Origin of the sequence: Bacillus sp. FJAT-42376 (assembly GCF_003816055.1) — a bacterium.
Classification (GTDB): domain Bacteria; phylum Bacillota; class Bacilli; order Bacillales; family Bacillaceae; genus Metabacillus_B.
Window position 1 is genome coordinate 3,466,356 of sequence record NZ_CP033906.1, and the last position, 21,836, is coordinate 3,488,191.

Genomic DNA, 21,836 nt, shown 5'->3' on the forward strand with positions numbered 1-21,836 from the left:
ATAATCTCCTCCTATTTTTTTGCATTTCTTTATTGTGATTCTTTTACGATTTCATTATACTGATTAGAGTTCACTCTAAGTCAAATTCGGAGGTTTTTATGTTTACAATCAGCGAGGCTGCCAAAGCTTTGGAAATCAGTACGCACACATTAAGATATTATGAAAAAGAAGGAATCATTGAACCGGAACGCAAATCCAACGGAGACCGGATATACAGCGATTTGCATATTAAATGGCTGCAGTTTGTTCTAAAATTAAAAGAAACCCAAATGCCTGTAGCGAAAATAAAAGAGTATGCCCAATTATACAAAAAAGGCGACCATACAAATTCCGCAAGGCTTCAGCTATTGGAGGAACATCGGAGAAGCATCCAGGAACAGCTCGCTGTCCTGTCCGCTACCGATCAGCTGCTTGAAGATAAAATCGAGGCCTATAAAAAGAGCCATCATTGAAGCTTTATGTTTAACTGTTCTGCCTGACAGCAGCGGGCTTTTTCTATTAAAATAAGTTTTTATCGGGTTGAACGCAAAGGAGACTCAATTATGGGAAAACAATCCTCCTTAGTCAGATGGGCTAAGATTTTGATCCCGTTTATCATCATTCTTTTTATTTATATAGAAGGGAAAAAGGAAATCACCCAGATTGATCCTTCAGAGCTGCTTGTGCAGTTAAAATCCCTTGACCCTCTGCAAATCGTTTCCATGTTCTTGATCGGATTAGTTGGAGTCGCAGCCTTAATGGTGTACGACCTCGTTCTGATTAAAAAATTAAAGGCGGCATTGCCTTGGTATTCCTTCTTAAAGATCTCATGGATTGCCAATACATTTAATGGGGTCATTGGATTTGGGGGACTTGCGGGTGCAAGTCTGCGGGGATTATTGCTGAAAAAGCATGTGAGTGATTCAGCAAAGCTTTTATCATCCATCGTTTGGCTGATGCCTGTAATGCTGACCGGAATTTCAATTCTTGCATGGCTGCCTCTTTCTTCAACGGGTTATTTGGCCCCGCTGTATCACAGTCATCCATGGATAAAATGGGCGTTGTGGGGGATGGCCTTCTATTTGCCTGCTTACCTCCTTGTCTTTTTTCTCTTTAAGAATAAAAAAGAGCTGTTTCCTTTAGACCGCTGGACAGTATGGGGGATTGCCGGCTCCCTTCTCGAATGGCTTGCAGCCGCTCTTGTACTTTGGGCCATTGCCCTGCTTACCGGGACATGGATCCCTTTTGTTTCCATGCTGGCCGTTTTTGTTATTGCATCAATAGCCGGTATCATCAGCTTAGTGCCGGGGGGAATCGGTTCTTTCGATTTAATGCTTCTGGTCGGCTTAAATCATGCTGGTGCAGAAAATAGTGAAATCTTAATCATCCTGCTTTTTTACCGGGTCTTCTACACGCTCATTCCTTTTTGTTTAGGGCTCTTATTTACTTTACCTGATGCTTATTCCCGAACAAGAATAATGGCTGATCAGTTCAAAAAAAATAAATGGGTCACCCGATTTTCGTTTATTCCAAACTCGCTTATTCCTAATCTAAGCTTTTGGGCACTGGCTGTTTTGATTTTTCTCAGCGGTGTTCTGCTTCTCTTATCTGCTGCAACACCGGGAATCCTTGAAAGGGTTAAATTTGCCGAAAAGCTTTTATCCGAGCCCGTCATGAATATTTCGCATCTCTTATCGGTTACAGCCGGAATTTCACTTATTTTGCTGTCCCGGACCATCCAGCTTAAAGTAAAAAGCGCCTACATACTAACCTATATCGTCCTTGTGGGAGGAGCGCTGTTTACATTCTCCAAGGGGCTGGACTATGAAGAATCTATTTTTTTGATCGCGATTCTTATGCTTTTGAGACTTTCCAAAAATCAGTTTTACCGGGAGCGTCTTCCTCTTACCTGGAAAGCCTCTTTGTTCATGATTGCTCTAACTCTGGGGGCCTTGCTTGCTTACGTATTGATCGGATATTTGGACCAGCCATTTCAGCGCTTATCCCTGCCCCCTGCTGTGAGAGATGTACTCATAAAAACGCCCGGCGAACTGGTTCTTACGGCTGCAGCAGGCTTTATTCTCGCCATTCTTTTCAATACCATCGGCTTTTCCTTTTTAACGAAAAAGGAAGAGCCGGCAAAGAATCATGATGAGCTTCTGGCTTTTTTAGAACATACAAAAGGCAATGTTTTAACGCATCTGGCACTAATGGGTGATAAAGAATATTTTTGGAACAAAGACCATAACGTCTTTATGATGTATGCTGTCTATTCAGATAAATTGGTTGTGCTGGGTGACCCGATTGGCGCTCACGAATCTTTCAGCAGGGCGATTATGGAATTAAGGGAATATGCCGATATAAGAGGGCTGACACCTATTTTTTATCAAACAGAAAAAGACTGGCTCTCTTTGTACCATGAAAATGGCTACCAATTTTTCAAATTAGGAGAAGAAGCGTATGTGAATCTGGATGAATTTACGCTGACCGGAAAGAAAAAAGCTAATCTGCGTGCTGTGAAAAATAAATTTGAGAGAGAAGGATTTGTCTTTACGATTGCCAAGCCCCCTTTTTCTGATTTGTTTATTGAGGAACTGGAAGCGGTCTCTTTCAACTGGCTTAGAGGAAGAAAAGAGAAAGGATTTTCTTTAGGTTTTTTTGACAGAGATTATATTCAGCAGGCCCCCGTGGCCGTTTTAAGAAACGCCGCAGGAACGATGATGGCATTTGCGACCATTATGCCGGTATACGACTCGGAAACTATATCTATTGATTTGATGCGCCATTCAAGCGAAGTCCCGAGCGGCACAATGGACATGATTTTCATTTCCATTATTCTCGATATGAAAGAACAGGGCTATAAATGGTTTAACTTAGGCATGGCCCCTTTATCGAATGTCGGCCAAAATAAGTATGCCTTCTGGAGTGAGCGGGCAGCGGCACGGATCTATAAACACGGCCAATATTTTTATCAGTTTGAAGGGATCAGGAAATACAAAGAAAAATTCGCCAGCCGCTGGGAACCTAAATATCTCGCTTTCAGCGGCAGATCCACCCTTCCTGTTACGATGCTCCAGCTATCGAGACTCATCCAGACTAAAAAACAATAGTTAGAGAGACTAGTAACGATTAGTCTCTTTTTTTTTTCACAATTCCGGATGATATAAAAAAAACCGGCCCATTATAGGCCGGCTTCTGCTAGACAATGTCCGCTCCCTGTTTCTGAAAAAAGAGCTGCCGCGGATTTTTTGTCAATAAGTCTTCCAGAGCTTCCTCTGTAAATCCCCGGTCCGAAAGCTTAGGGAGAATGTTCTCAAATAAATGAACCGGATGCCAGTTTCTCATTTGTACGGCAAGCGGGTCAGGCAGTTCCAAAGGTCTTCCGAGCCAGATATTGACGGTATCGTGCGAGAGCATAATCTGATCTCCGAAGCCCTCTTTTAACAGAACACTCAAGGTCTCTATTCGTTCTGTATCAGGCGGCGCTCCTACCATACCCTGAATGCCAAACCGGTCAAAGCCAATAAAGACTCCTTTTTCCAACACTCTCCTGTGATAGGCAGGATCCGTACTGCCGCACATGTGTCCGATGACGATTTTATCTGGAGAGGCACCTTCCGACAGCAGAAGGTCCACCTGCTCTTCTCCCATCGTACCTTCCTGTGTATGGGTAAGAATAACCGCTCCTGTTTCCTTTTGCGCTTTAGCCGCTGCACGGAAAAACATTTCTTCATAAGGTGTAATTTGGTTCTTGCCCGATGCGACTTTAAGGATGCCTGCTTTTATGCCTGTTGCCCCAATGCCTTCTGTTAACTCGGTCATGAACATCTCATAGATTTCTTCCTCCGCGGTTCCCAGCTGCTGTCGGAATTTAAAGTATGGAGTCGCTCCCTCACCTTCGTAATAATAGCCTGTCGCACATACAATCTGCAGTCCCGTACGCTCTGAAACTTCTTTTAAAAATTCAGGATCCCGTCCGCATTCATTCGGAGTGGGATCGACCACCGTTTCCACTCCAAAACTCCGAAGGGAAAGAGCGATGGTTTCGGCTGTTTCAAGAGCCTCCTTCATATTTAAGCTCCCCAGGGTTAAATCGCCGCTATAGCCAGGATAGCCAAATAAAAAGTGCTCGTGCATTAACGTTTTGCCGAGATCATCCGCATGGATGGCACCTGTTACTGTTTCCAATGTCCGATTCATTGCTTTATTCCTCCGCTCAAGCCTTGGCGTTCCTCTTCCTGCAGCTGTCTCCACAAAAGTTTTCCGCTCGCGGTCATTGGCAGAGCATCTCTAAACTCTATGACTCTCGGATATTTATAGTCCGCCATGTGCTGCTTCGCCCATTCCACAATTTCTTCAGCCGTTGTCCCCCGATGATCCTGTGCCAAAACAATGAAGGCTTTTACCGTCTCTCCTCTTCTCTCATCCGGAATGCCGACAACACATGCCTGCTGAACCGCAGGGTGCCTGTAAAGAAAAGATTCTATCTCTGCGGGCCATACTTTAAACCCCGAGGCATTGATCATCCGCTTCACTCGATCGACCATAAAATAGTAGCCTTCTTCGTCCCTCTTGCCGATATCTCCCGTGCGGAAATACTTTTTTCCTGCTATATCAATGAATGCCTGCTCATTCTCTTCCGGCCTGTTGTAGTAGCCGAGAAAGACTTGAGGGCCGTTTACCACAATTTCTCCTTCGCTCCCAACGGGCAATTCTTCCAGCGTGACGGGGTCCACAATCTTTGAATCAACATCAAAAGACGGAATGCCCAGACATTGCATCTTCGGACGGTCAGGCGGATTAAAATGAGTTTGGGCAATTGTTTCCGAAAGGCCATAGCCTTCTACAAATTTCAGGCCCGTCATACTGTATAGCTTCTCGCCGACAGCGGCAGGAAGAGCTGCTCCGCCACCTGCAAGTCCCTGCAGTGATGCCATATCTTCTATTTTCAAGTTCGGATTGGCCAGAAAATCAATGAGCATGGTACTAATGTTCACCCAGTTGCTCACCTTTTTTTCACGGATGATCTTTCGTGCGTATTCCCGGTCCCATCTTGTCATTAAAACCATGGTCGCACCCGACATAACCGGAATGTGCATACTGTGAATCATCCCCGTAACATGGAAAAGGGGGAGAGTCGCCAGACTTACTGCGTCTGACGTCGCATTCAGCCAGTGATAGCCGCCATACGTATTGGCCTGCACCGTTCGGTTTGTATGCATACATCCCTTTGGCATCCCTGTAGTCCCTGATGTATAAGGCATCACAGCCAAATCATCAGGCCCCGATACGGCAGGCAGAGGTTCATAACCGGCTCCAATCGCTTCTCTCCATAAATAGTGCCCTTCTTCGTCAACCTGCTTTCTTTTCTCCCGGACTTCCTCCGGCAGCAGACTGTTTGACAATTCCCCTGCATAATCTGAATAGGCAGCCAGCACCACCTGCCTGATTAATCCCTCTTTTACAAGGGGAGCAGCTCTTTCATAAAGCTCCTGGCCTATAAGAGCACTTTTTATGCCGCAGTCTTTCACATAAAATCTCAGTTCGTCTGCCGTATTCATTGGATTAATTGGAACGACCACCGCATCCGCTCTGAGGATGGCATAAAACCCGATAATAAACTGGGGAGAGTTCTGCATATAGAGAAGAACACTTTCTCCCTTCGTAACGTTCATTTTCTGCTGAAGGAAGCCAGCCAGTTCATCTGCTTCTTCTATTAAATCGGCAAAGCTCATTTCATTTCCGTAATAATCAATGGCTGTTTTCCCCGGATATCTGGAAGCCGTCACCTCTAAGTTGTTGTAAAGGGTTGTTTCCGGCAACGTCAGTGTTGTGGAAGTTCTTACCGGCCAATACTTAAAATGATCCTGATTCAATTCAACCACCCCATCCCTTTTTGTAAACGCTTACTTTTATGTTTTTCTATAAATATCCTGATTTCCCTTTAAATCATATCTCTATTTCTTCGTCCTCATTCGACACGTACAGTAACTGGCTTCAAATCTAAAGGAACGGCGAACCAGTGCACATTTATTTAGTCAGCAATGACTAGGTTCTTCCAAAATGGACCCGCGCTCTGTCCCGAATATGCGGAAATATTCAAAACCGCACTGCGCATATGCAGAAAAGGCCCGGTTCTTGAGCCGGGCCTCTTTCCTTTTATGGGACTAAAATCAATTTTCCTTTTGTTTTCCGCCCCTGCAGCATCCGGTGAACCTCCGGAGCCTCCTTGAGAGGATAGACTCCACCGATGGTAAGAGTCAGCTTTCCTTCACTTAAATAGGCAAGCAGCTCCTGAAGGCTTTGCGTATACAATTCTTTCTTCCTCATCATTTGCGGCAAAAAGAAGCCGATTACCGATAGATTTTGCCCCATTAACGAGGATGGATACAGTTTCGCCTGTTCTCCGCTTGCCACCCCATAGATGACGAGACGGCCAAACGGGGCCATACAAGAGAGCGTTTTGCGGAAAATATCTCCTCCTGCCATTTCAAGCGCCACGTCTATTCCACGGCCTTCTGTCAGACTAAGGACTTCTTTTTCCCAGCCATCTTTCGTGTAGTCAACGGCTTCATCGGCACCAAGTTCAATGGCTTGCGCCCGCTTTTCCTCTGTACTCGCAGTGGCAATGATTTTTCCTGCACCGAACAGCTTTGCAAGCTGAACAGCAAGTGACCCGACCCCTCCTGCAGCCGCATGAATCAAAACCGTTTCCCCTTGTTCAAGCCTGCCCATCGTTTTTAAAACATGGTAAGCACTCAAGCCCTGCAGCGGCATGGCGACGGCATGATGAAGGTCGACTCCTTCGGGAATCGGAATCAGTCCCCGTTCGTCTGCGACTGTATATTCCGCATAACCTGTTGCTCTGGAAGTGCCAAGCAGGGTCACCACTTTGTCCCCTTTTTTAAACCGCTTTACTTCTCTGCCGACTTCCGAAATGGTCCCTGCTACCTCTGCTCCCGGGACAAATGGAAGGGGAGTATCAACTACATACTGTCCCTCGCGTCTTGCTGTATCAGCATAGTTGACGCCAATCGCTTCAATTTTTATCAAGACTTCTCTGTCCCCCGGAACGGGTGTCTCAAGATCCACAAGCTTCATGACATCCGGTCCGCCGTATTCGTTCAATTGAATGGCCTTCATCTTCTTCTCCTCACTTCCCCTGGAATACCGGTTTTCTTTTTTCTTTAAATGCTGCGACACCTTCCTGGTGATCAGCCGTTTCAATCATCATGGGCTGTGTCAGCCTTTCCTGCTCGAGAATATCCTCTAAGCGGGAGTAAGAGGATTGCTCCATAATCCGCTTCATCTGGCCAAAAGCCTGAAGGGGTCCCTGGGAAAGACGGAAAGCATAGGAGCTTGCTTCATCCTTCAGCTGTTCAAGAGGCACCGTCCGATTGACAATTCCGTAAGACTTCGCCGTTTCGGCATCAATCGGCTCTGCGCTGAAGAACAGCTCTTTCGCACGCTGAGTCCCTATTAATCTCGGAAGAAAATACAGTCCGCCTCCATCTGAAATCAAGCCAACCTGAGCAAAGCTCATCACAAATTTACTGTCTTCCGCCGCAAAGATGAAATCACAGGCAAGAGCGAGGTTAAATGCTGCACCGGCAGCAAATCCATGAACCGCTGCAATCACGGGCTTGCTCAGATTTTTAATTGTCAGGATGCATTCATTCAGTTTTCCAAGGTGCTCATAAATCTGCTGTCCGTTCACCTGTCCCATTGTTTTGACATCACCGCCTGCACTGAAGGAACGGCCTGCACCGGACAGAATGATCACTTTTGTTTCCTCACTCTCTTCCGCATTACGCAAAGCGCTTGTCAATCCGGTAATCATTTCTGCACTGAAAGAGTTTAACGATTCTGGGCGATTCAGCGTTACATATAAAACAGGTCCGCTCTGTTCAACTAGTAAATGAGACATGTGATCTCCTCCATTCATTTAATTAACCATCCTCCGTCTACGAGCAGATCGGAGCCCGTCATATAGGACGCTTCCTCAGAGGCAGCAAATGCAATAACATTTGCTATCTCTTCTGCTTTCCCCACCCGTTTAAGAGCTGTATTTCTCTCAATCGATGCGGCAAACTGCGCATTCTGAAGCCCATCTGCAGTTAAAGGGGTTTCTGTAAAACCCGGTGAAACCGAGTTGACCCTGATTCCGTATGGAGCAAGCTCCAGAGCGAGCGCTTTTGAAAAATTGATTACTCCCGCCTTTGCAGCACTGTAATGAGGGATATGTGCCCCAGGTTTATAGCCTGACAGGGAGGCTACATTCACTATAGCCCGATCCATTTTCTGCTGCCTGCTGCTTTCCATCATTCGCTCACCTAAAATTTTACTCGTAAGAAAAACGCTTCTCAGGTTGAGTGACTGTACTTCGTCCCAATTTTCCAGGGACGTTTCAAGAATTTTTGACTGGCCGGATCCTCCCGCATTATTGATTAAAAGGTCGAGCGATCCGTATCCATCCACAAACTCCCGTAAGCGCTGAATCTCATTTTCCTTTGTTACATCCGCAGGAAAAACGACTGCGGTCTCCTGAAGCGTCTGTTCATTAATAAATCCGGCCGCCTTTACAAGCTTTTCCTCGGTTCTGCCAACGAGGATTACTTTAGCTCCCCCTTTGGCAAGCTTGCAGGCGGTCTCCATTCCAATTCCGCTGCCTGCACCAGTAACGACAGCTACTCGGTTTACAAATCGCATTCTCTCTTCCTCCCTAACTCACTGTGTACGCACCCTTTTCCAGAAGGGCTTCCGCAATCGACCGGTTTCTTATGACACGATCTTCCGTTCCCAGTGCAGAGAAATGCTGACTTAGTTGACGGATAAGTACGGGCTTCCGTTTATGATCCGCCAGCTGGTGGATGAGCTGTTTTGCAAGGGTTTCCCCTTGATAAAGGGCTTCTTCTGCTGCTGTCCGGCTGAGCTTCAGTATCAAATCGGCTTTTTCCTGTCCTTTCTGTTCCACAGCTTTTAAAGCGCGAAGATAAGCTGATTCAGCCGAGAAGAGGGCAGCAGCAAGGTCCGAAAGTTTTATGAGCGTTTCCTGCTCTTCTCCCAGTTCGTTCCCGTATTTCTCAACCGCTGAACCAAAGCAGACAAGGAGGGTGTCACGGAGAAGAGAAACGATTTGCTCTTCATTCCCAAGAACCGTTTCCTTTTTCTCCCTTTCCTCGTCAATGGCCGCATTGGCACTATTGACCAGACGCTCAAACTCCACCTCTCCTTTAGCTGCCTTGCGAATAAAATGAACCGGCAGCAGCAAGCGGTTAATTTCATTCGTGCCTTCGAAAATCCTGTTGATGCGGGAGTCCCGATAAACTTGTTCAATCGGATATTCTTGAATAAATCCCGCTCCCCCATGCAGCTGGAGCGCTTCATCCGCTGTATAATCAAGCGTTTCCGACCCGAATACTTTACAGACGGCACATTCTGCTGCATATTCCATCAATCGTTTTCCGATCAGCCCATGATCCTCTGTTTCGTATAAATCACCGAGAGCGTCTTCTAAAAGGCCAGCCGTTCTATACTGAATAGACTCAGCCGCATAGATTCTGGATGCCATGAGGGCGAGCTTTTCTTTTGTAGCTGGAAAGTCAGCGATGCTCCGTCCAAACTGAAAACGTCCTTTTGTAAATTCAATGGCAAGCTTCAGAGCATGTTTTGAGGCTCCCATACAGGCAGATCCGAGATTGAATCTTCCTAAATTCAAAACGTTCAAGGCAATGACATGCCCTTTCCCCGGCTCTCCCAGCAGATTTTCCTTTGGAACGAGGCAGTCTTCCAATAAAACGGATCGCGTGGAAGACCCTTTAATCCCCATCTTTTTCTCCTCAGGGCCTAATGAAAGCCCGGGAAAATCTTTTTCTGCAATGAACGCGGAGAAGTGCACCCCGTCAATCTTGGCATAGATAATAAAGGTATCCGAGAAAGCGGCGTTCGTAATGTAGAGTTTCGTCCCGTTCAGAATGTAATGCGTTTCTTCTTTATTCAGTACAGCTGTCGTTTTCGCAGCCAGAGCATCCGATCCGGAACCCGGCTCCGTCAGGCAATAGGCTCCAATGTATTCACCTGATGCAAGCTTAGGAAGGTATTTTTCCTTTTGTTCTTTTGTGCCAAAATAGGTAATAGGGAGCGTCGCTATACATGTATGGTTGGAATGCGCCACTCCATATCCGCTCGTCCTCCCTATTGCCTCACCTACAATTCCTTTCGTGATTTTATCCAGCCCCAGTCCTCCATAAGCTTCAGGAATACTGTGTGCAAGCAGTCCAAGATCTCCTGCTTTATGCAGCAGTTCAACGACACGTTCAAAATTCTGCGCCTCGATTTCCTCCCGAAATGGATCCACTTCTCTTTGAGCAAATGCCAGCGCTGTCTGAGCCATCATTTTATGTTCTTCCGTAAAATCCTCCGGGGTAAAGCAGCTGCGGTAATCGGAAGCTTCATACATAAAGCTTCCGCCTTTCACTTTTACAGAGGCTGTCTGCATGTCTCTCACTCTCCTTTTATGCCTTTCAATGATCTTTCTTTCAGTACCGGGAGGACATCATACACATTCGTTTGGCCTGCATAATCGATTTCTCTGCCATACCCATACTTGTTCAGCATTCTGCCAACCCTGGAAGACGCCAATAGCTCGTTTTTTTTTGCTTTTAAATTGGAATAAAAAAGCTTTGCAGCTAATGCAGAATCGGTTAATTCCCATGGGGTTCTCTCTGTCAAAAGCTCTATTAAACAGCCGGCTCCAAGGAAATCCTCTATACAAAACTGTCCCGAAGAACCTGAACAAACAAGAATAAGCGTTTCTTCCGGATATTCTGACAGCAGATAGTCTGCCGCTGTCCTTGCATTGAGGAGACTGGCTGCGTATACGGCTTTGGCTGAAGATGATTTCCGGATGGCAACTGTTCCATTTGTCGTAGAGAGAATGGCAATTTTGCCTCTTACTTTATTTTTTAATGCAGAGGGGCCGGGATCTAGAAATCCCTCAATCGTTTTGCCTTCATATTCACCGATTAAGACAAAGGCATTGGGTTCAAGCCCGGCTGCCGCTGTTCTCGCCTCTTCTGCATTCATGACGGGAATGACTTCCTTTGCTCCATTGAACAGCACACTGGAGATGGTCGTCGTCGCCAGCAACACATCAAACACGACCGCGATTTTGCCTTCCATTTTATTGGGGTCTATTTCTTCCTTTTTCATCAAGACATGGATTTTACCCATGACTTGTTCCCTTCGCTGTTGAGAGCGCCTGGTGAATAAGGGTATGGACAAATGGAGCAAATTTTGCAAAACGTTCATCCTTTGTCTGGCCTTTTTTATACCGGTAGTAAATCTGCTGGCAGATTACAGCAAGCTTAAAGTAGGCAAAAGCCAGGTAATAAGGGAACGAGGAAACATCCCGGCCGCTCTTTTCCGCATACCGGTCAACAAACTGCTTCCGCGAATAGAAGGAAGGCTGAATGGTAATCGAAGGCTTTCCAAATCCAAACTTCAGAGAATCCGGATCTTTCTCATCCGTCCAATAGCTCATCGCCGCTCCCAAATCAGCGAGCGGGTCACCAATGGTTGTCATTTCCCAGTCGAATAAGCCGGCCATATCCGTCAGGTCTTCCGTAAACAAGGCATTGTTCAGCTTGTAATCATAGTGGATGACACTTGGTGCTCCAGATGAGGGCAGGTGCTTTTCCAGCCAGCTTGTCAGGATGGCTACTTCTTCGATTTCATCCGTCTTCGCCCGGTGATACCGCTCGATCCAGCCTCCTACCTGTCTTTCCATGAAGCCTTCGGGCCTGCTCAGATTCACCAAATCTGTATTTTGGTAGGGAATCGCATGAAGCTGAACCAGTTTATCCACCATAAGCTCTGACAGGATCCGCCCTCTTTCTTCTGTCAGCTCGATCCCTGCAGGCAGTGAAGTATCTACGATTACCCCTTTTCTTCTTTCCATGAGAAAAAACGCACTCCCTGCAACTGAAGGATCTTCCTCATACAAATAAGGCTTTGGGGCTTCAGGGAATAGAGGATGCAAAGCTTTTAATATACGAAACTCCCTTTTCATATCGTGAGCTTTCGGTGCAACAGGTCCGAGTGGCGGCCTTCTTAAAACGGCTTCCCATTTCCCCGCTTTTAAAGCGTAGGTGAGATTGGACGCTCCCGTTCCAAACTGTTCAATCCGCAGGGAATCATCAGAAATGGCCGGGAACCGTTCTTTTAAATACCTCTCCAGTTCCTGTATCTTCAGTTCCTCTCCCTCTCTTACAGGAATCGTATAAGACATTCAGGCATCCTCCTTTCTTAAACATGAACGATGTAGGTTTCGAGCTTGCTCCGAAGATCATCCGGAATTTCTTCGCTTTTTTGGAGTTCGAAATTGAAATACACGATGGCCGCTTTTCCTTTTGCAATCGGTCTTCCGCTCTCTGCATCTTCGATAAGATGCTCCAAGTGAAAGCTTTTTCCGCCTACTTTAGAGATGGCCGTTTTCACGGTCAGCATCTGATTAAAATAGGCCTGTTCCATAAAATCACAGGAGGCAGAGGCGAGGATAAAAGGAAAATTATCCGACGTCATGGCGCGTCCGAGTTTCCCGAAAAACTCCACCCTTGCTTCCTCCAAATAGATGAAATAGCTTGTATTGTTGACATGTCCGAGCGCGTCGGTTTCACAAAATCTCACTTTAACCTGAATAGCTTCCTGCATTTCTCTGTTCCTCCTCAGCGATGTAAAAATTCCGGCTTTCTTTTTTCAATGAATGCCTGGACCCCTTCTTTAATATCCTCTGTTTGGAAAACCTCCTCGAACAGCTCCGCCTCTCTTTCCAACCCATCCTTTAAGGAAACGCCAAGACCTTCATCGACTGAGCGTTTGATTCTGGAAAGCGCCGGCAATGAAAAGCGGCTGATTCTTTCAGCAAGCTTCAAGCCATACTGCAGTCCTTCTCCTTTTGGCGCCACTTTATTGACCAGGCCGATTTCCTTCGCCTTTTCCGCATCAATCGGGTCTCCGGTAAACATCATTTCTTTTGCACGCGCTTCCCCAATCACCCTTGGCAAACGCTGAGTACCTCCGCCGCCGGGGAACAAACCGAGTTTTATTTCAGGAAGTCCAATCTGGACATGATCCTCTGCAATCCGCAAATCACATGTTAGCGCAAGTTCGCAGCCGCCCCCGAATGTCAGTCCATTCAGGACAGCAATCGTGGGCTTAGGGAAATCGTCCAGTTTATTCAAAACAGCATGGGATTCCATAAATTGCGACTTAATGCCCTTTTTGCCTATTAAGCTTGGAAACTCTTTTATATCTGCACCTGCCATAAAAGCCCGGTCGCCTGCACCTGTTATGACGACACATACTGTTTCCGTGTCATCACGCAGCTCGTCCAGCAGAGAATCCAGTTCGCGAAGGACAGCCTGGCTCATCACATTAAGCGGCGGATGGTCAATGGTTAAAATGGTGACAGCACCCTGCCTTTGCTTACTTATCACATTCCCCATCATTGTTTCACCTCTTCTTTCGAATAATCGTACCAGCCTTTTCCTGTTTTCCTCCCAAGGTTTCCTTCTTTAACTTTTTCTTCAATACAAGAAAATGGTTTGTCTGCCGGATCTCCGGTTTCTGCATACCGCTGCTGCATCACATAATAGCCGACATCGATACCGGATAAGTCCATTAATTCAAAAGGACCAATCGGATGGTTTAATGCTTTCCGGCAAATGGTATCGATGTCTTTGAAATCGGCATAGCCGTTTTCATAGAGGTAAACAGCTTCTCTTTGAAGAGCGCCAAGAATCCGGTTCGCGATGAAGCCTGAGATTTCTTTTTTCAGCAGGACGGCTGTCCGGTTAATGGTTTCACACACTTCCATTGTTAAACGGGCTGTTTCTTCAGACGTCTGTTCACTCGTCACCACTTCTACGCAGTCCATGACAAGGGCAGGAAAGAAAAAGTGCATATTGATTACTTTATCCGGTCTGTTTGTTGAGTCTGCGATATAAGAGTTCATAATGGTCGAAGAATTCGTCGCTAAGATGGTATGCGGCTTTGCATATTCATCGAGTTCGGCAAATACCTCCTTTTTCACCTCCAGTTTTTCAACGACAGCTTCAATAATAAAATCTGCTTCTCCTGCGGCATCCCTTAAACTGGTCGTCATGCTCAATTTTGCAAAGGCCCTTTCAGCTTCCTCCTCTGAAAGCTTATGTTTCTGAACCCGCTTATCCATTAATCTTTGAAGAGTAGATTGCGCCTTTTTTAAAGCGTTTTCATTTACATCCTGAAGAATAGTTTTATATCCTCCGAGCGCACACAGCATCGCAATCTGATGCCCCATTTGTCCTGCTCCAATAACGGCAATTGTATGGATATCCTTTCTATTCATCCACTATCTCTCCTTCCCCTTACTGACCGGTTGGTATGCTGAAAGCAAAGGAAGCTTCAGTTGCTTCCTTTCAGTCCCTCCAGCAAAATTTTCAAAAAGATTTCCGAGACATTTGAATCGGTCTCGCGCCCGGATGGATCGAACCAGAAATAACTCCAATTGGCCATTCCTAATACACCGAGTGTGACGATATCTACTGGCAAGTCATCTCTAAATTCCTGATGATCCATTCCCTTGCTTATAATCTCCTCAATTTGCTTTCGAAATTGATTCCTTTTTGAAGCAATAAGGCTGAGATGGGGTTCGCTCAAATTACGCATTTCCCTGAAATACACTTTTGCACTCAGCCCTTCTTTTTCAATATCATGAATGAGCAAATAGACGACGTCATACAATTTTTCCCGATAATTTTTAAGCGGGTCATCGAGAATCGTTTTCTGCTTTAACAGCAAACTGTCAATATAGCTTAAATGGATATCCATCAGCAGCTGTTCTTTGCTTGTAAAATAATAATAGAAGGTTCCCTTCGTAACACTGAGCGCATTGACGATATCCTGAATCGACGTTTCCTTGAAGCCTTTTTCAGCAAACAGCTGAATGCTTGCTGCTCTGATTTGTTCTTTCATTCTTATGTCCTCTCCATCCTGCCGGTTTTGCTCGATTATAGCATAGCCGTTAAAGATTAGAGTTTCTTTGCTGCTTCCTCCCTTAGAGCCCGCCTCAAAATTTTCCCCACATTTGTTTTAGGCAGCTCTGAGCGGAACTCCACTTCCGTCGGGACTTTATAGGCCGCCATTTGTTTGCGGCAAAACTCGATTATATCAGCCGGATCGGCACTGATGCCTTCTTTGCATACGAGAATCGCTTTTACCGTTTCTCCACGGTAAGGATCCGGTACACCTATAACAACCGCTTCCCTTACAGCGGGATGCTCGTATAAAACCTCTTCTACGTCGCGTGGATAAATGTTATAACCGCTCGCTATAATCAAGTCTTTCTTTCGATCCACAATATACACGTAGCCATCTTCATCCATTTTCGCCAAATCTCCTGTGAAGAGCCAGCCATCCCTTAATGCGGCGGCCGTTTCTTCCGGCATGTTCCAGTACCCTTTCATAACCTGCGGGCCTTTGATGATCAATTCGCCAAGCTCTCCTGACGCCAGCTCGTCAAGCCCGGTTGCGACATCCACAATTTTATAAGCGGTTTTCGGAAAACCCATCCCTACACTTCCCGGTTTTCTTTCACCGAAGTTCGGATTGCAGTGGGTACAGGGTGAAGCTTCAGACAAGCCATAACCCTCCAGAATTCTGGCACCTGTTTTCCTTTCAAACTCTTTCAGCAGTTCAACCGGCATCGGCGCACTTCCGCTATTGCAGATCCGGATGCTTCCAAGTCCATACTCTTCCGCCTTAGGGTGACTCGTGAGTGCCACATACATGGTGGGCACTCCTGGAAAGATCGTCGGCTGCTCCTCCTTAATGGTCTGCAGAACTTCTTCGAGATCGAATCTCGGCAGCAAAACCATACAGTTTGCAGTCAAGACAGATAAATTCATGCATGATGTCATGCCGAATACATGAAAGAACGGGATGACCGATAAACTTTTTTCCTCTCCAATTTCTATATCATTTTTGAAAAATTCATAGGACTGGTATACGTTCGCCACAAGGTTACGGTGGGAAAGCATAGCCCCCTTGGATCTCCCTGTTGTTCCGCCGGTATACTGAAGTACCGCGATGTCATGATGGGGATCGATAGGGACAGGAACCGGCATGCCTTTTGCTTCGGCCAGAAACATATCAAAGCTGAAATTGGCCCCTTCAGGTTTTCCCGTGTGGCCGGGAGTAAGACTTACCGTGATGATTTGCCTTACGTTTGTTTCATTTTGGATGGCTTCTGCTTTCGGATACAGGAGATCATATACAATGAGCGTTTCTGCCCCTGAGTCCGTCAAGATATGACAAAGCTCTCTTTCCATCAGCATGGGATTGACTTGAGTAACAATTCCTCCTGCAGCAAGAACACCGTAATAAGATATAACAAATTGAGGGCAGTTCGGCAGCATGATGGCTACCCGGTCCGCTTTTGTTACCCCGTTATTTTGCAGAGCAGCGGCAAAGGCATCAGCCATTTTGGCAAGTTCCTCATAGCTGAATGTTTTTTTGTAAAAAGATATAGCCGTTTTTTCACCGTGCATTTCGGCTGCAGTGCGAAGCAATTCATGAACCGGTATATCAGGTATTGAAACATCATGGCCTATTCCGGACGGGTACTTTGCCTGCCACTGTCCAGTCGTTTCCATCTCCATTTCCATCCCTCCATTTCATTGTTCAGTAAGTCAGAGTGCCGCCATCCACAACGAGTGTACTGGCTGTAATAAAGGAAGCGTCATCGCTTGCGAGGAAGAGTGCGGCTTTTGCGACTTCGTCCGGGGTTCCCGGTCTTCCCAGCGCGTTTGCTCCTGAAATGATCGGCCAGTTTTTCTCATCCTGCTTCCAGTCTTTAATAATGTCTGTATCAATGACACCCGGAGCAATCGCATTGACACGGATTTTTTTCTTCCCGTATTCAAGCGCAGCATTTTTCGTGAGCATGATGACACCCGCCTTGGATGCGTTGTAAGGAGCAAGAAGTTTCTTTCCCTTGAGGCCGAGGATACTGGATGTGTTGATTACACTTCCGCCTCCGCACTCCAGCATTTTCGGTATGCCATATTTCATCCCGAGAAAAACGCCGGTCAAATTAATGTCGATGACCCTTTGCCATTCCTGAAGCGACATGTCAGCAAGCCTTACACTTTCATTGCCTACCCCGGCGTTGTTGAATAAGATATCGAGTGTGCCAAAGGTCTCCATGGTCTTGTCCATTAGCTGTTCAATTTCTATCTCAGAGGTGACATCTGTTTTGAAAAAGACGGCTTCCCCGCCTACATCACGAATGTGCATCACTGTCTGCAAGCCGCCCTCTTCCATGATGTCTGCCACCGCTACTTTCGCGCCTTCTTTTGCCAAAAGAATGGCCGTCTCCCGGCCGATTCCCCCGGCTCCTCCCGTCACGACTGCTGTTTTACCTGCCAGCTTCATCCCTTTCCCCCGCTTTCTTTCCCCTTTGAAAACAGCTTAGGCGAAACATTTCCAATTCCTATAAAACGTGTGTACCGCCATCCACTACCAAGACATCTCCCGTCACATAATCAGAGGCTTTTGAAGCCAGGAAAACAGCTGCCCCTTTTAGATCCTGCTCTGTTCCAAATCTGCCGAGCGGCGTCCCCTGAAGAAGACCGTCCTTTCCTTTTTCGATAATGACTTTTGACATTTTAGTCGGGAAAAAGCCCGGTGCAATGGCATTTACATTGATATGATACTGTCCCCACTTGGCAGCGAGATCCTTTGTAAAGGTGATGACTGCCCCTTTACTCGTATTGTAGCCGATCGTATCCATAAATTTCGGATCCGCTCCGCCAAGTCCGGCAACGGATGAAATATTGATGATTTTTCCGCTTCTCTGCCGGATCATGTAACGGCCGGCTTCCTGTGACATCAGGAAGGTGCCCGTTACATTCACATTCATGACTTTCTGCCACGCATCAAGCGGCATTTCCTCTGCAGGGGCCCCCCATGTCGCACCGCTGTTGTTGACAAGTATATCTATGGCGCCAAACCGTTCATAGGCGAGCTGAACGGTCCGTTTTACATCTTCCTGTGAGGTAATGTCGCATTCAAGGGCCATGGCATGACAGCCGGTTTCTTTCTCTAGTCTTAATGCCGTTTCTTCACAGGCTGCTTTTTTTCTTGAACAAAGAACGATATTTGCCCCCGCCTCAGCAAGCCCCTCCGCAATTTGTTCACCAAGACCTCGTCCCCCGCCCGTAATAATCGCGGTTTTGCCTTTTAAATTGAATAGCTCATTTACATGCATCTACTCCACCTCATACCGTCTGCGTCTGCAATGAGACGTCGTATTTTTTCAGTTCAAGCCTTGCAAGCTGTGCTTTATGCACTTCATCCGGTCCATCTGCAAGTCTGAGCGTTCTCGCGTTCGCCCACTGCGCGGCAAGGGGAACATCTTCACTGACCCCAGCTGCGCCGAAAGCCTGAATAGCCCGGTCAATCACTCTCAAAGCCATGTTCGGTGCTACCACTTTAATCATTGCAATCTCAGGCTTTGCAATTTTGTTGCCGACGGTATCCATCATAAAAGCGGCTTTAAGCGTCAAAAGCCTTGCCTGCTCAATGTCAATCCGTGATTCGGCAATCCAGTCCTGCACAACACCCTGCTTAGAAAGCGGCTTGCCAAAAGCTTCCCTCTTTTGTACACGCTTACATAATTCCTCAAGCGAACGTTCAGCCGCGCCGATCAATCTCATGCAATGATGAATTCTTCCCGGTCCGAGTCTCCCTTGTGCAATGGCGAATCCCTTTCCCTCTCCCCAAATCATATTGGCATTAGGAACGCGAACATCGGTGAATGAAATTTCCGCGTGTCCATGCGGTGCGTGATCATATCCAAAAACCGGCAAAGTCCGTTCGATTTTCACTCCGGCTGTATCAAGCGGAACAAGAATCATGGACTGCTGCTCGTACTTCGGTGCTTCCGGATCGTTTTTCCCCATCACAATCGCAATTTTGCAGCGGGGGTCCCCTGCACCTGAAGACCACCACTTCGTTCCATTGATGACATACTCATCCCCGTCCCTTTCGATGCGGCATGAAATATTGGTCGCATCTGATGAAGCCGCATCTGGTTCCGTCATGGAAAAGCAGGATCTGATTTCCCCTGCAAGCAAAGGCTCCAGCCACTGCTTCTTCTGCTCCTCGGTTCCATAGCGGACCAGCACTTCCATGTTCCCTGTGTCAGGAGCACCGCAATTAAACACCTCGGGCCCGATCAAAGACCTTCCCATAATCTCGCATAGTGGAGCATATTCAACGTTCGTCAGGCCTGCTCCGTATTCACTGTCCGGAAGAAACAAATTCCACAAACCCTGCCTCTTCGCTTCTTTTTTCATCGTTTCCATAATTTCAGGAACGGCTGACCATCTGGATGATTGGCTGTTTAATTCCTCTTCATACCGCTTTTCATTAGGATACACGTGCTCCTCCATAAATTCATTGAGCCGCTTTTGCAGATCCTGTACCTTTTCCGAATACGAAAAATTCATGAAATGGTTCCTCCTTCAGCTTACTAACTAACCGGTTGGTATGTAACGTAACTCTATCATATACTAAATATTCTAAATTATCCAACTCACAATCTAAAAAGTGATAAATTCATGTGAAATAAGTACTGAAATGGACATGAGGAATCAAAAAAAGCCGCAATCTGCAGCTTAAAGAGTTCAGCGATCCGATTTTAGCCAAATCCGCACGGGCCCTAACGATTTCCAGCCTGATAATTGCGCTTGAATAAGGTCATCATCATGTTCGTATCCTGCCATTGGAAGTCCTGGGAACTCAGCTGCTGCTAATCCAGGAATCTCCCCCCATATCCTTCCATCTGCAGTTTTTGGGGAGAGTACATTTGATATCCCTACAACATCATGACTTCTATTCGCTATAAATCCGGATATTTCATCGTTTGTCTCATGCATAAAAATTTTTACGTCTTTATTCTTTAATAATCCGGGTTTAATCACATTCTCAAGGCCATTCGTTAATGTCCATTTCTGCAGATCATGTTCAGTCGCAATGACTTTCCATCCACTTTGCAAGGCAACCCTGTGAGCAGCAGGTTCCTGATAAATCCATTCTGCCTCAAAGAGAATCTCAAATCCAAGTGGAGACAGATTAAGATCAGCATAGCTATCCTTCATACTGGATACATGTCCTTTTTTTATAAAATCATTAACTTCAGCCAAATCTGCATCCCTGCAAAAACTGATTATTTCAGGGTAAAAGTCAGGTGCCTTTGAGTACAGGCCCCAAACAGAATCTGCCGAAGCGGCAATTGCCCCATGCGATTCAGATACAATGCGGCACCAGTCGATATTATTTAAAATGGCTTTGGATAAGAACGATTTCATTGGTTTCCCCCATCCAATATGTCTTTTAAGTACTTATTTTTTTTACGTAAATTATGTTCCATTAAAGTAGTTCCATTTACTACCGGCTGAATTTTGAACGCTTTAAATAACCCGCTGAGCGCCATAGCCATTCTAACTGGCCGAAATGCTTCAGCCACCACTTGCTTAAGAGGATCTAAATACAATAGCGACCCTAGGCGACGAAAATTCTGTAACATCAATTGTCAAAATTCCGAAAAGGCGAAACCGCGAAGAATAACGATTATTTCTAATCACTTATGATTGCTTTTTATGCTGTGAGGATTCATCGCTTTTTCGTCCTTATTTATGAAATGATTGACAATCCTGTTTTCGCATAAAGCTCCCATCCTTCAAAATGCTCGCTGTCGTGAAAAAGATCAAGCTGGTATCCTTCGCTGAATTCCAGACTTAATACGTTTACCTGTTCATAAAATTTGATGCCCAGAATAATTTTTCCCGATATGCAGTTGAATTTCTCGTAGACTTCCAGGATGGATGATACATACAAATAATCGGTAGAACCGACAGCAGTTACTCCATTTTTATGTAGCCTCCATGGACATTCGGCACTAATCCCTCCATTTTCAAGGAAAATCTCAAGAGGATAAGGCGTGCCATGCCTGTAATCTATTATCTTTTTCCCAATAAAAAAAGTAAACAGACTATTTTGATCATCCATCTTCAACACTTCCTTTTTCTAATCCTTAGTATCACCACTTTTATGCTGAACAATTAAAATCAACAATCCTAAACTAATGATAAGCGCCGGAATCCAGACGGTAATGCGATCAGAATTTGCTATCGCTATGGCAATGTACGCCCAGACAAACACACATGGAAATAGAAGATCTTTATTTTTGCGGATAAACAGGATGGACAATCCGCCTCCCGAAACTAGCATAATAATCGTCCACACTAGTTCACCCATCCCTAGAAAGGAAGAGATGCCATACCCTTTAACCACTTGAAAAATATTTAATATAACTGCGACCGACAGCCATCCTAAATAGATAGAAAAAGGCCATCTGAAAAAGGAGGACTTTCTTTCTTCCCGAATAATGACTCTATAGATCTGTGTGCTAATGACCAGGGCAATAATCAGATAAATACAAGCATAAATTCCCCCTGTCAGGCTTGTTAAGGCTGTAAAAAAGATACCCGCCGGGAAAAGAAATCCTATTTTTTCATACAACTCCTCATCCCTATTTTCCCTTGAAAACTGCCTGGCCAGCCAAACGGCAAAAAGCCCAAAAATAATAAACCATATAGCGAATGCGTATGGAGAAGGCATAAATAAAGGCATTTCGGCATCTGAATAAGAAAAGTCCTTTTCTTCTCCGCTAAAAAATGAAACATAAAGAAAGAAAACAAAGCTTGCTATATTGCTAAACCGGATGACATAAAACCTTACATTTTTCATTA

At 45.8% G+C, this 21,836-nt stretch carries 21 protein-coding genes; 2 read left to right on the forward strand and 19 right to left on the reverse strand.

Going from position 1 to position 21,836, the window contains the following annotated elements; all coding sequences use genetic code 11:
* Positions 1–98 precede the first annotated feature (98 nt).
* Positions 99–452 carry a MerR family transcriptional regulator gene (locus tag CEF21_RS17330; protein ID WP_123918548.1) on the forward strand — a complete coding sequence of 118 codons (354 nt, stop codon included), beginning with the start codon at positions 99–101 and terminating at the stop codon, positions 450–452.
* A 90-nt stretch (positions 453–542) separates the two neighbouring features.
* Entirely contained in the window at positions 543–3,089 is a 2,547-nt protein-coding gene (mprF, locus tag CEF21_RS17335) for a bifunctional lysylphosphatidylglycerol flippase/synthetase MprF (RefSeq protein ID WP_123918550.1), read from the forward strand.
* Positions 3,090–3,177: 88 nt separating this feature from the next.
* Here the strand turns inward: mprF and CEF21_RS17340 are convergent, their stop codons facing one another.
* The 19 genes from CEF21_RS17340 to CEF21_RS17430 all read right to left on the reverse strand — a co-directional run bounded on the left by CEF21_RS17340 (position 3,178) and on the right by CEF21_RS17430 (position 21,834).
* Complete coding sequence (locus CEF21_RS17340; RefSeq protein WP_123918552.1) at positions 3,178–4,179, reverse strand: phosphotriesterase family protein; 1,002 nt, start codon at positions 4,177–4,179, stop codon at positions 3,178–3,180.
* On the reverse strand, positions 4,176–5,855 hold the full coding sequence (locus CEF21_RS17345) for a long-chain-fatty-acid--CoA ligase (RefSeq protein WP_123918554.1): 1,680 nt from the start codon (positions 5,853–5,855) through the stop codon (positions 4,176–4,178). Before CEF21_RS17345 ends, CEF21_RS17340 begins: the two co-directional genes overlap by 4 nt.
* A gap of 283 nt (positions 5,856–6,138) precedes the next feature.
* A complete protein-coding gene (locus tag CEF21_RS17350; RefSeq protein ID WP_123918556.1) occupies positions 6,139–7,122 on the reverse strand; it encodes a quinone oxidoreductase family protein in 984 nt (327 codons plus the stop codon).
* 10 nt (positions 7,123–7,132) lie between these two features.
* A complete protein-coding gene (locus CEF21_RS17355; RefSeq protein ID WP_123918558.1) occupies positions 7,133–7,906 on the reverse strand; it encodes an enoyl-CoA hydratase/isomerase family protein in 774 nt (257 codons plus the stop codon).
* Positions 7,907–7,920: 14 nt separating this feature from the next.
* Positions 7,921–8,688 carry an SDR family NAD(P)-dependent oxidoreductase gene (locus CEF21_RS17360; RefSeq protein WP_123918560.1) on the reverse strand — a complete coding sequence of 256 codons (768 nt, stop codon included), beginning with the start codon at positions 8,686–8,688 and terminating at the stop codon, positions 7,921–7,923.
* Positions 8,689–8,701: 13 nt separating this feature from the next.
* The gene (locus CEF21_RS17365; RefSeq protein ID WP_123918562.1) at positions 8,702–10,477 is read right to left on the reverse strand and encodes an acyl-CoA dehydrogenase family protein; all 1,776 of its coding nucleotides are present in this window, start codon (positions 10,475–10,477) and stop codon (positions 8,702–8,704) included.
* A 5-nt stretch (positions 10,478–10,482) separates the two neighbouring features.
* Positions 10,483–11,211, reverse strand: coding sequence for a 2-phosphosulfolactate phosphatase (locus CEF21_RS17370; RefSeq protein ID WP_123918564.1), 729 nt, complete (start codon positions 11,209–11,211; stop codon positions 10,483–10,485).
* Positions 11,204–12,268: a phosphotransferase family protein gene (locus tag CEF21_RS17375; protein ID WP_123918566.1), complete on the reverse strand. Its 1,065-nt coding sequence runs from the start codon at positions 12,266–12,268 to the stop codon at positions 11,204–11,206. The genes CEF21_RS17370 and CEF21_RS17375 overlap by 8 nt, the downstream gene beginning before the upstream one ends.
* Positions 12,269–12,285: 17 nt before the next feature.
* The gene (locus CEF21_RS17380) at positions 12,286–12,690 is read right to left on the reverse strand and encodes an acyl-CoA thioesterase (protein WP_123918568.1); all 405 of its coding nucleotides are present in this window, start codon (positions 12,688–12,690) and stop codon (positions 12,286–12,288) included.
* A gap of 14 nt (positions 12,691–12,704) precedes the next feature.
* The gene (locus tag CEF21_RS17385) at positions 12,705–13,487 is read right to left on the reverse strand and encodes an enoyl-CoA hydratase (protein ID WP_481747603.1); all 783 of its coding nucleotides are present in this window, start codon (positions 13,485–13,487) and stop codon (positions 12,705–12,707) included.
* Positions 13,484–14,368 carry a 3-hydroxyacyl-CoA dehydrogenase family protein gene (locus tag CEF21_RS17390; RefSeq protein ID WP_123918570.1) on the reverse strand — a complete coding sequence of 295 codons (885 nt, stop codon included), beginning with the start codon at positions 14,366–14,368 and terminating at the stop codon, positions 13,484–13,486. The genes CEF21_RS17385 and CEF21_RS17390 overlap by 4 nt, the downstream gene beginning before the upstream one ends.
* A gap of 56 nt (positions 14,369–14,424) precedes the next feature.
* On the reverse strand, positions 14,425–14,994 hold the full coding sequence (locus tag CEF21_RS17395; RefSeq protein ID WP_123918572.1) for a TetR/AcrR family transcriptional regulator: 570 nt from the start codon (positions 14,992–14,994) through the stop codon (positions 14,425–14,427).
* A 56-nt stretch (positions 14,995–15,050) separates the two neighbouring features.
* Positions 15,051–16,673 (reverse strand): long-chain-fatty-acid--CoA ligase, encoded by a 1,623-nt coding sequence (locus CEF21_RS17400; protein ID WP_123920355.1) that lies wholly within the window; start codon positions 16,671–16,673, stop codon positions 15,051–15,053.
* A 28-nt stretch (positions 16,674–16,701) separates the two neighbouring features.
* On the reverse strand, positions 16,702–17,454 hold the full coding sequence (locus tag CEF21_RS17405) for an SDR family NAD(P)-dependent oxidoreductase (protein ID WP_123918574.1): 753 nt from the start codon (positions 17,452–17,454) through the stop codon (positions 16,702–16,704).
* 58 nt (positions 17,455–17,512) lie between these two features.
* Positions 17,513–18,289: an SDR family oxidoreductase gene (locus tag CEF21_RS17410; RefSeq protein WP_123918576.1), complete on the reverse strand. Its 777-nt coding sequence runs from the start codon at positions 18,287–18,289 to the stop codon at positions 17,513–17,515.
* Positions 18,290–18,299: 10 nt separating this feature from the next.
* Entirely contained in the window at positions 18,300–19,532 is a 1,233-nt protein-coding gene (locus tag CEF21_RS17415; RefSeq protein ID WP_123918578.1) for an acyl-CoA dehydrogenase, read from the reverse strand.
* A gap of 177 nt (positions 19,533–19,709) precedes the next feature.
* Entirely contained in the window at positions 19,710–20,228 is a 519-nt protein-coding gene (locus CEF21_RS17420) for a hypothetical protein (RefSeq protein WP_123918580.1), read from the reverse strand.
* Between the two features lie 490 nt (positions 20,229–20,718).
* Positions 20,719–21,093, reverse strand: a complete 375-nt coding sequence (locus tag CEF21_RS17425) for a hypothetical protein (protein ID WP_123918582.1) — start codon at positions 21,091–21,093, stop codon at positions 20,719–20,721.
* A gap of 18 nt (positions 21,094–21,111) precedes the next feature.
* Positions 21,112–21,834, reverse strand: coding sequence for a tryptophan-rich sensory protein (locus CEF21_RS17430; RefSeq protein ID WP_123918584.1), 723 nt, complete (start codon positions 21,832–21,834; stop codon positions 21,112–21,114).
* Between the last annotated feature and the right edge of the window lie 2 nt (positions 21,835–21,836).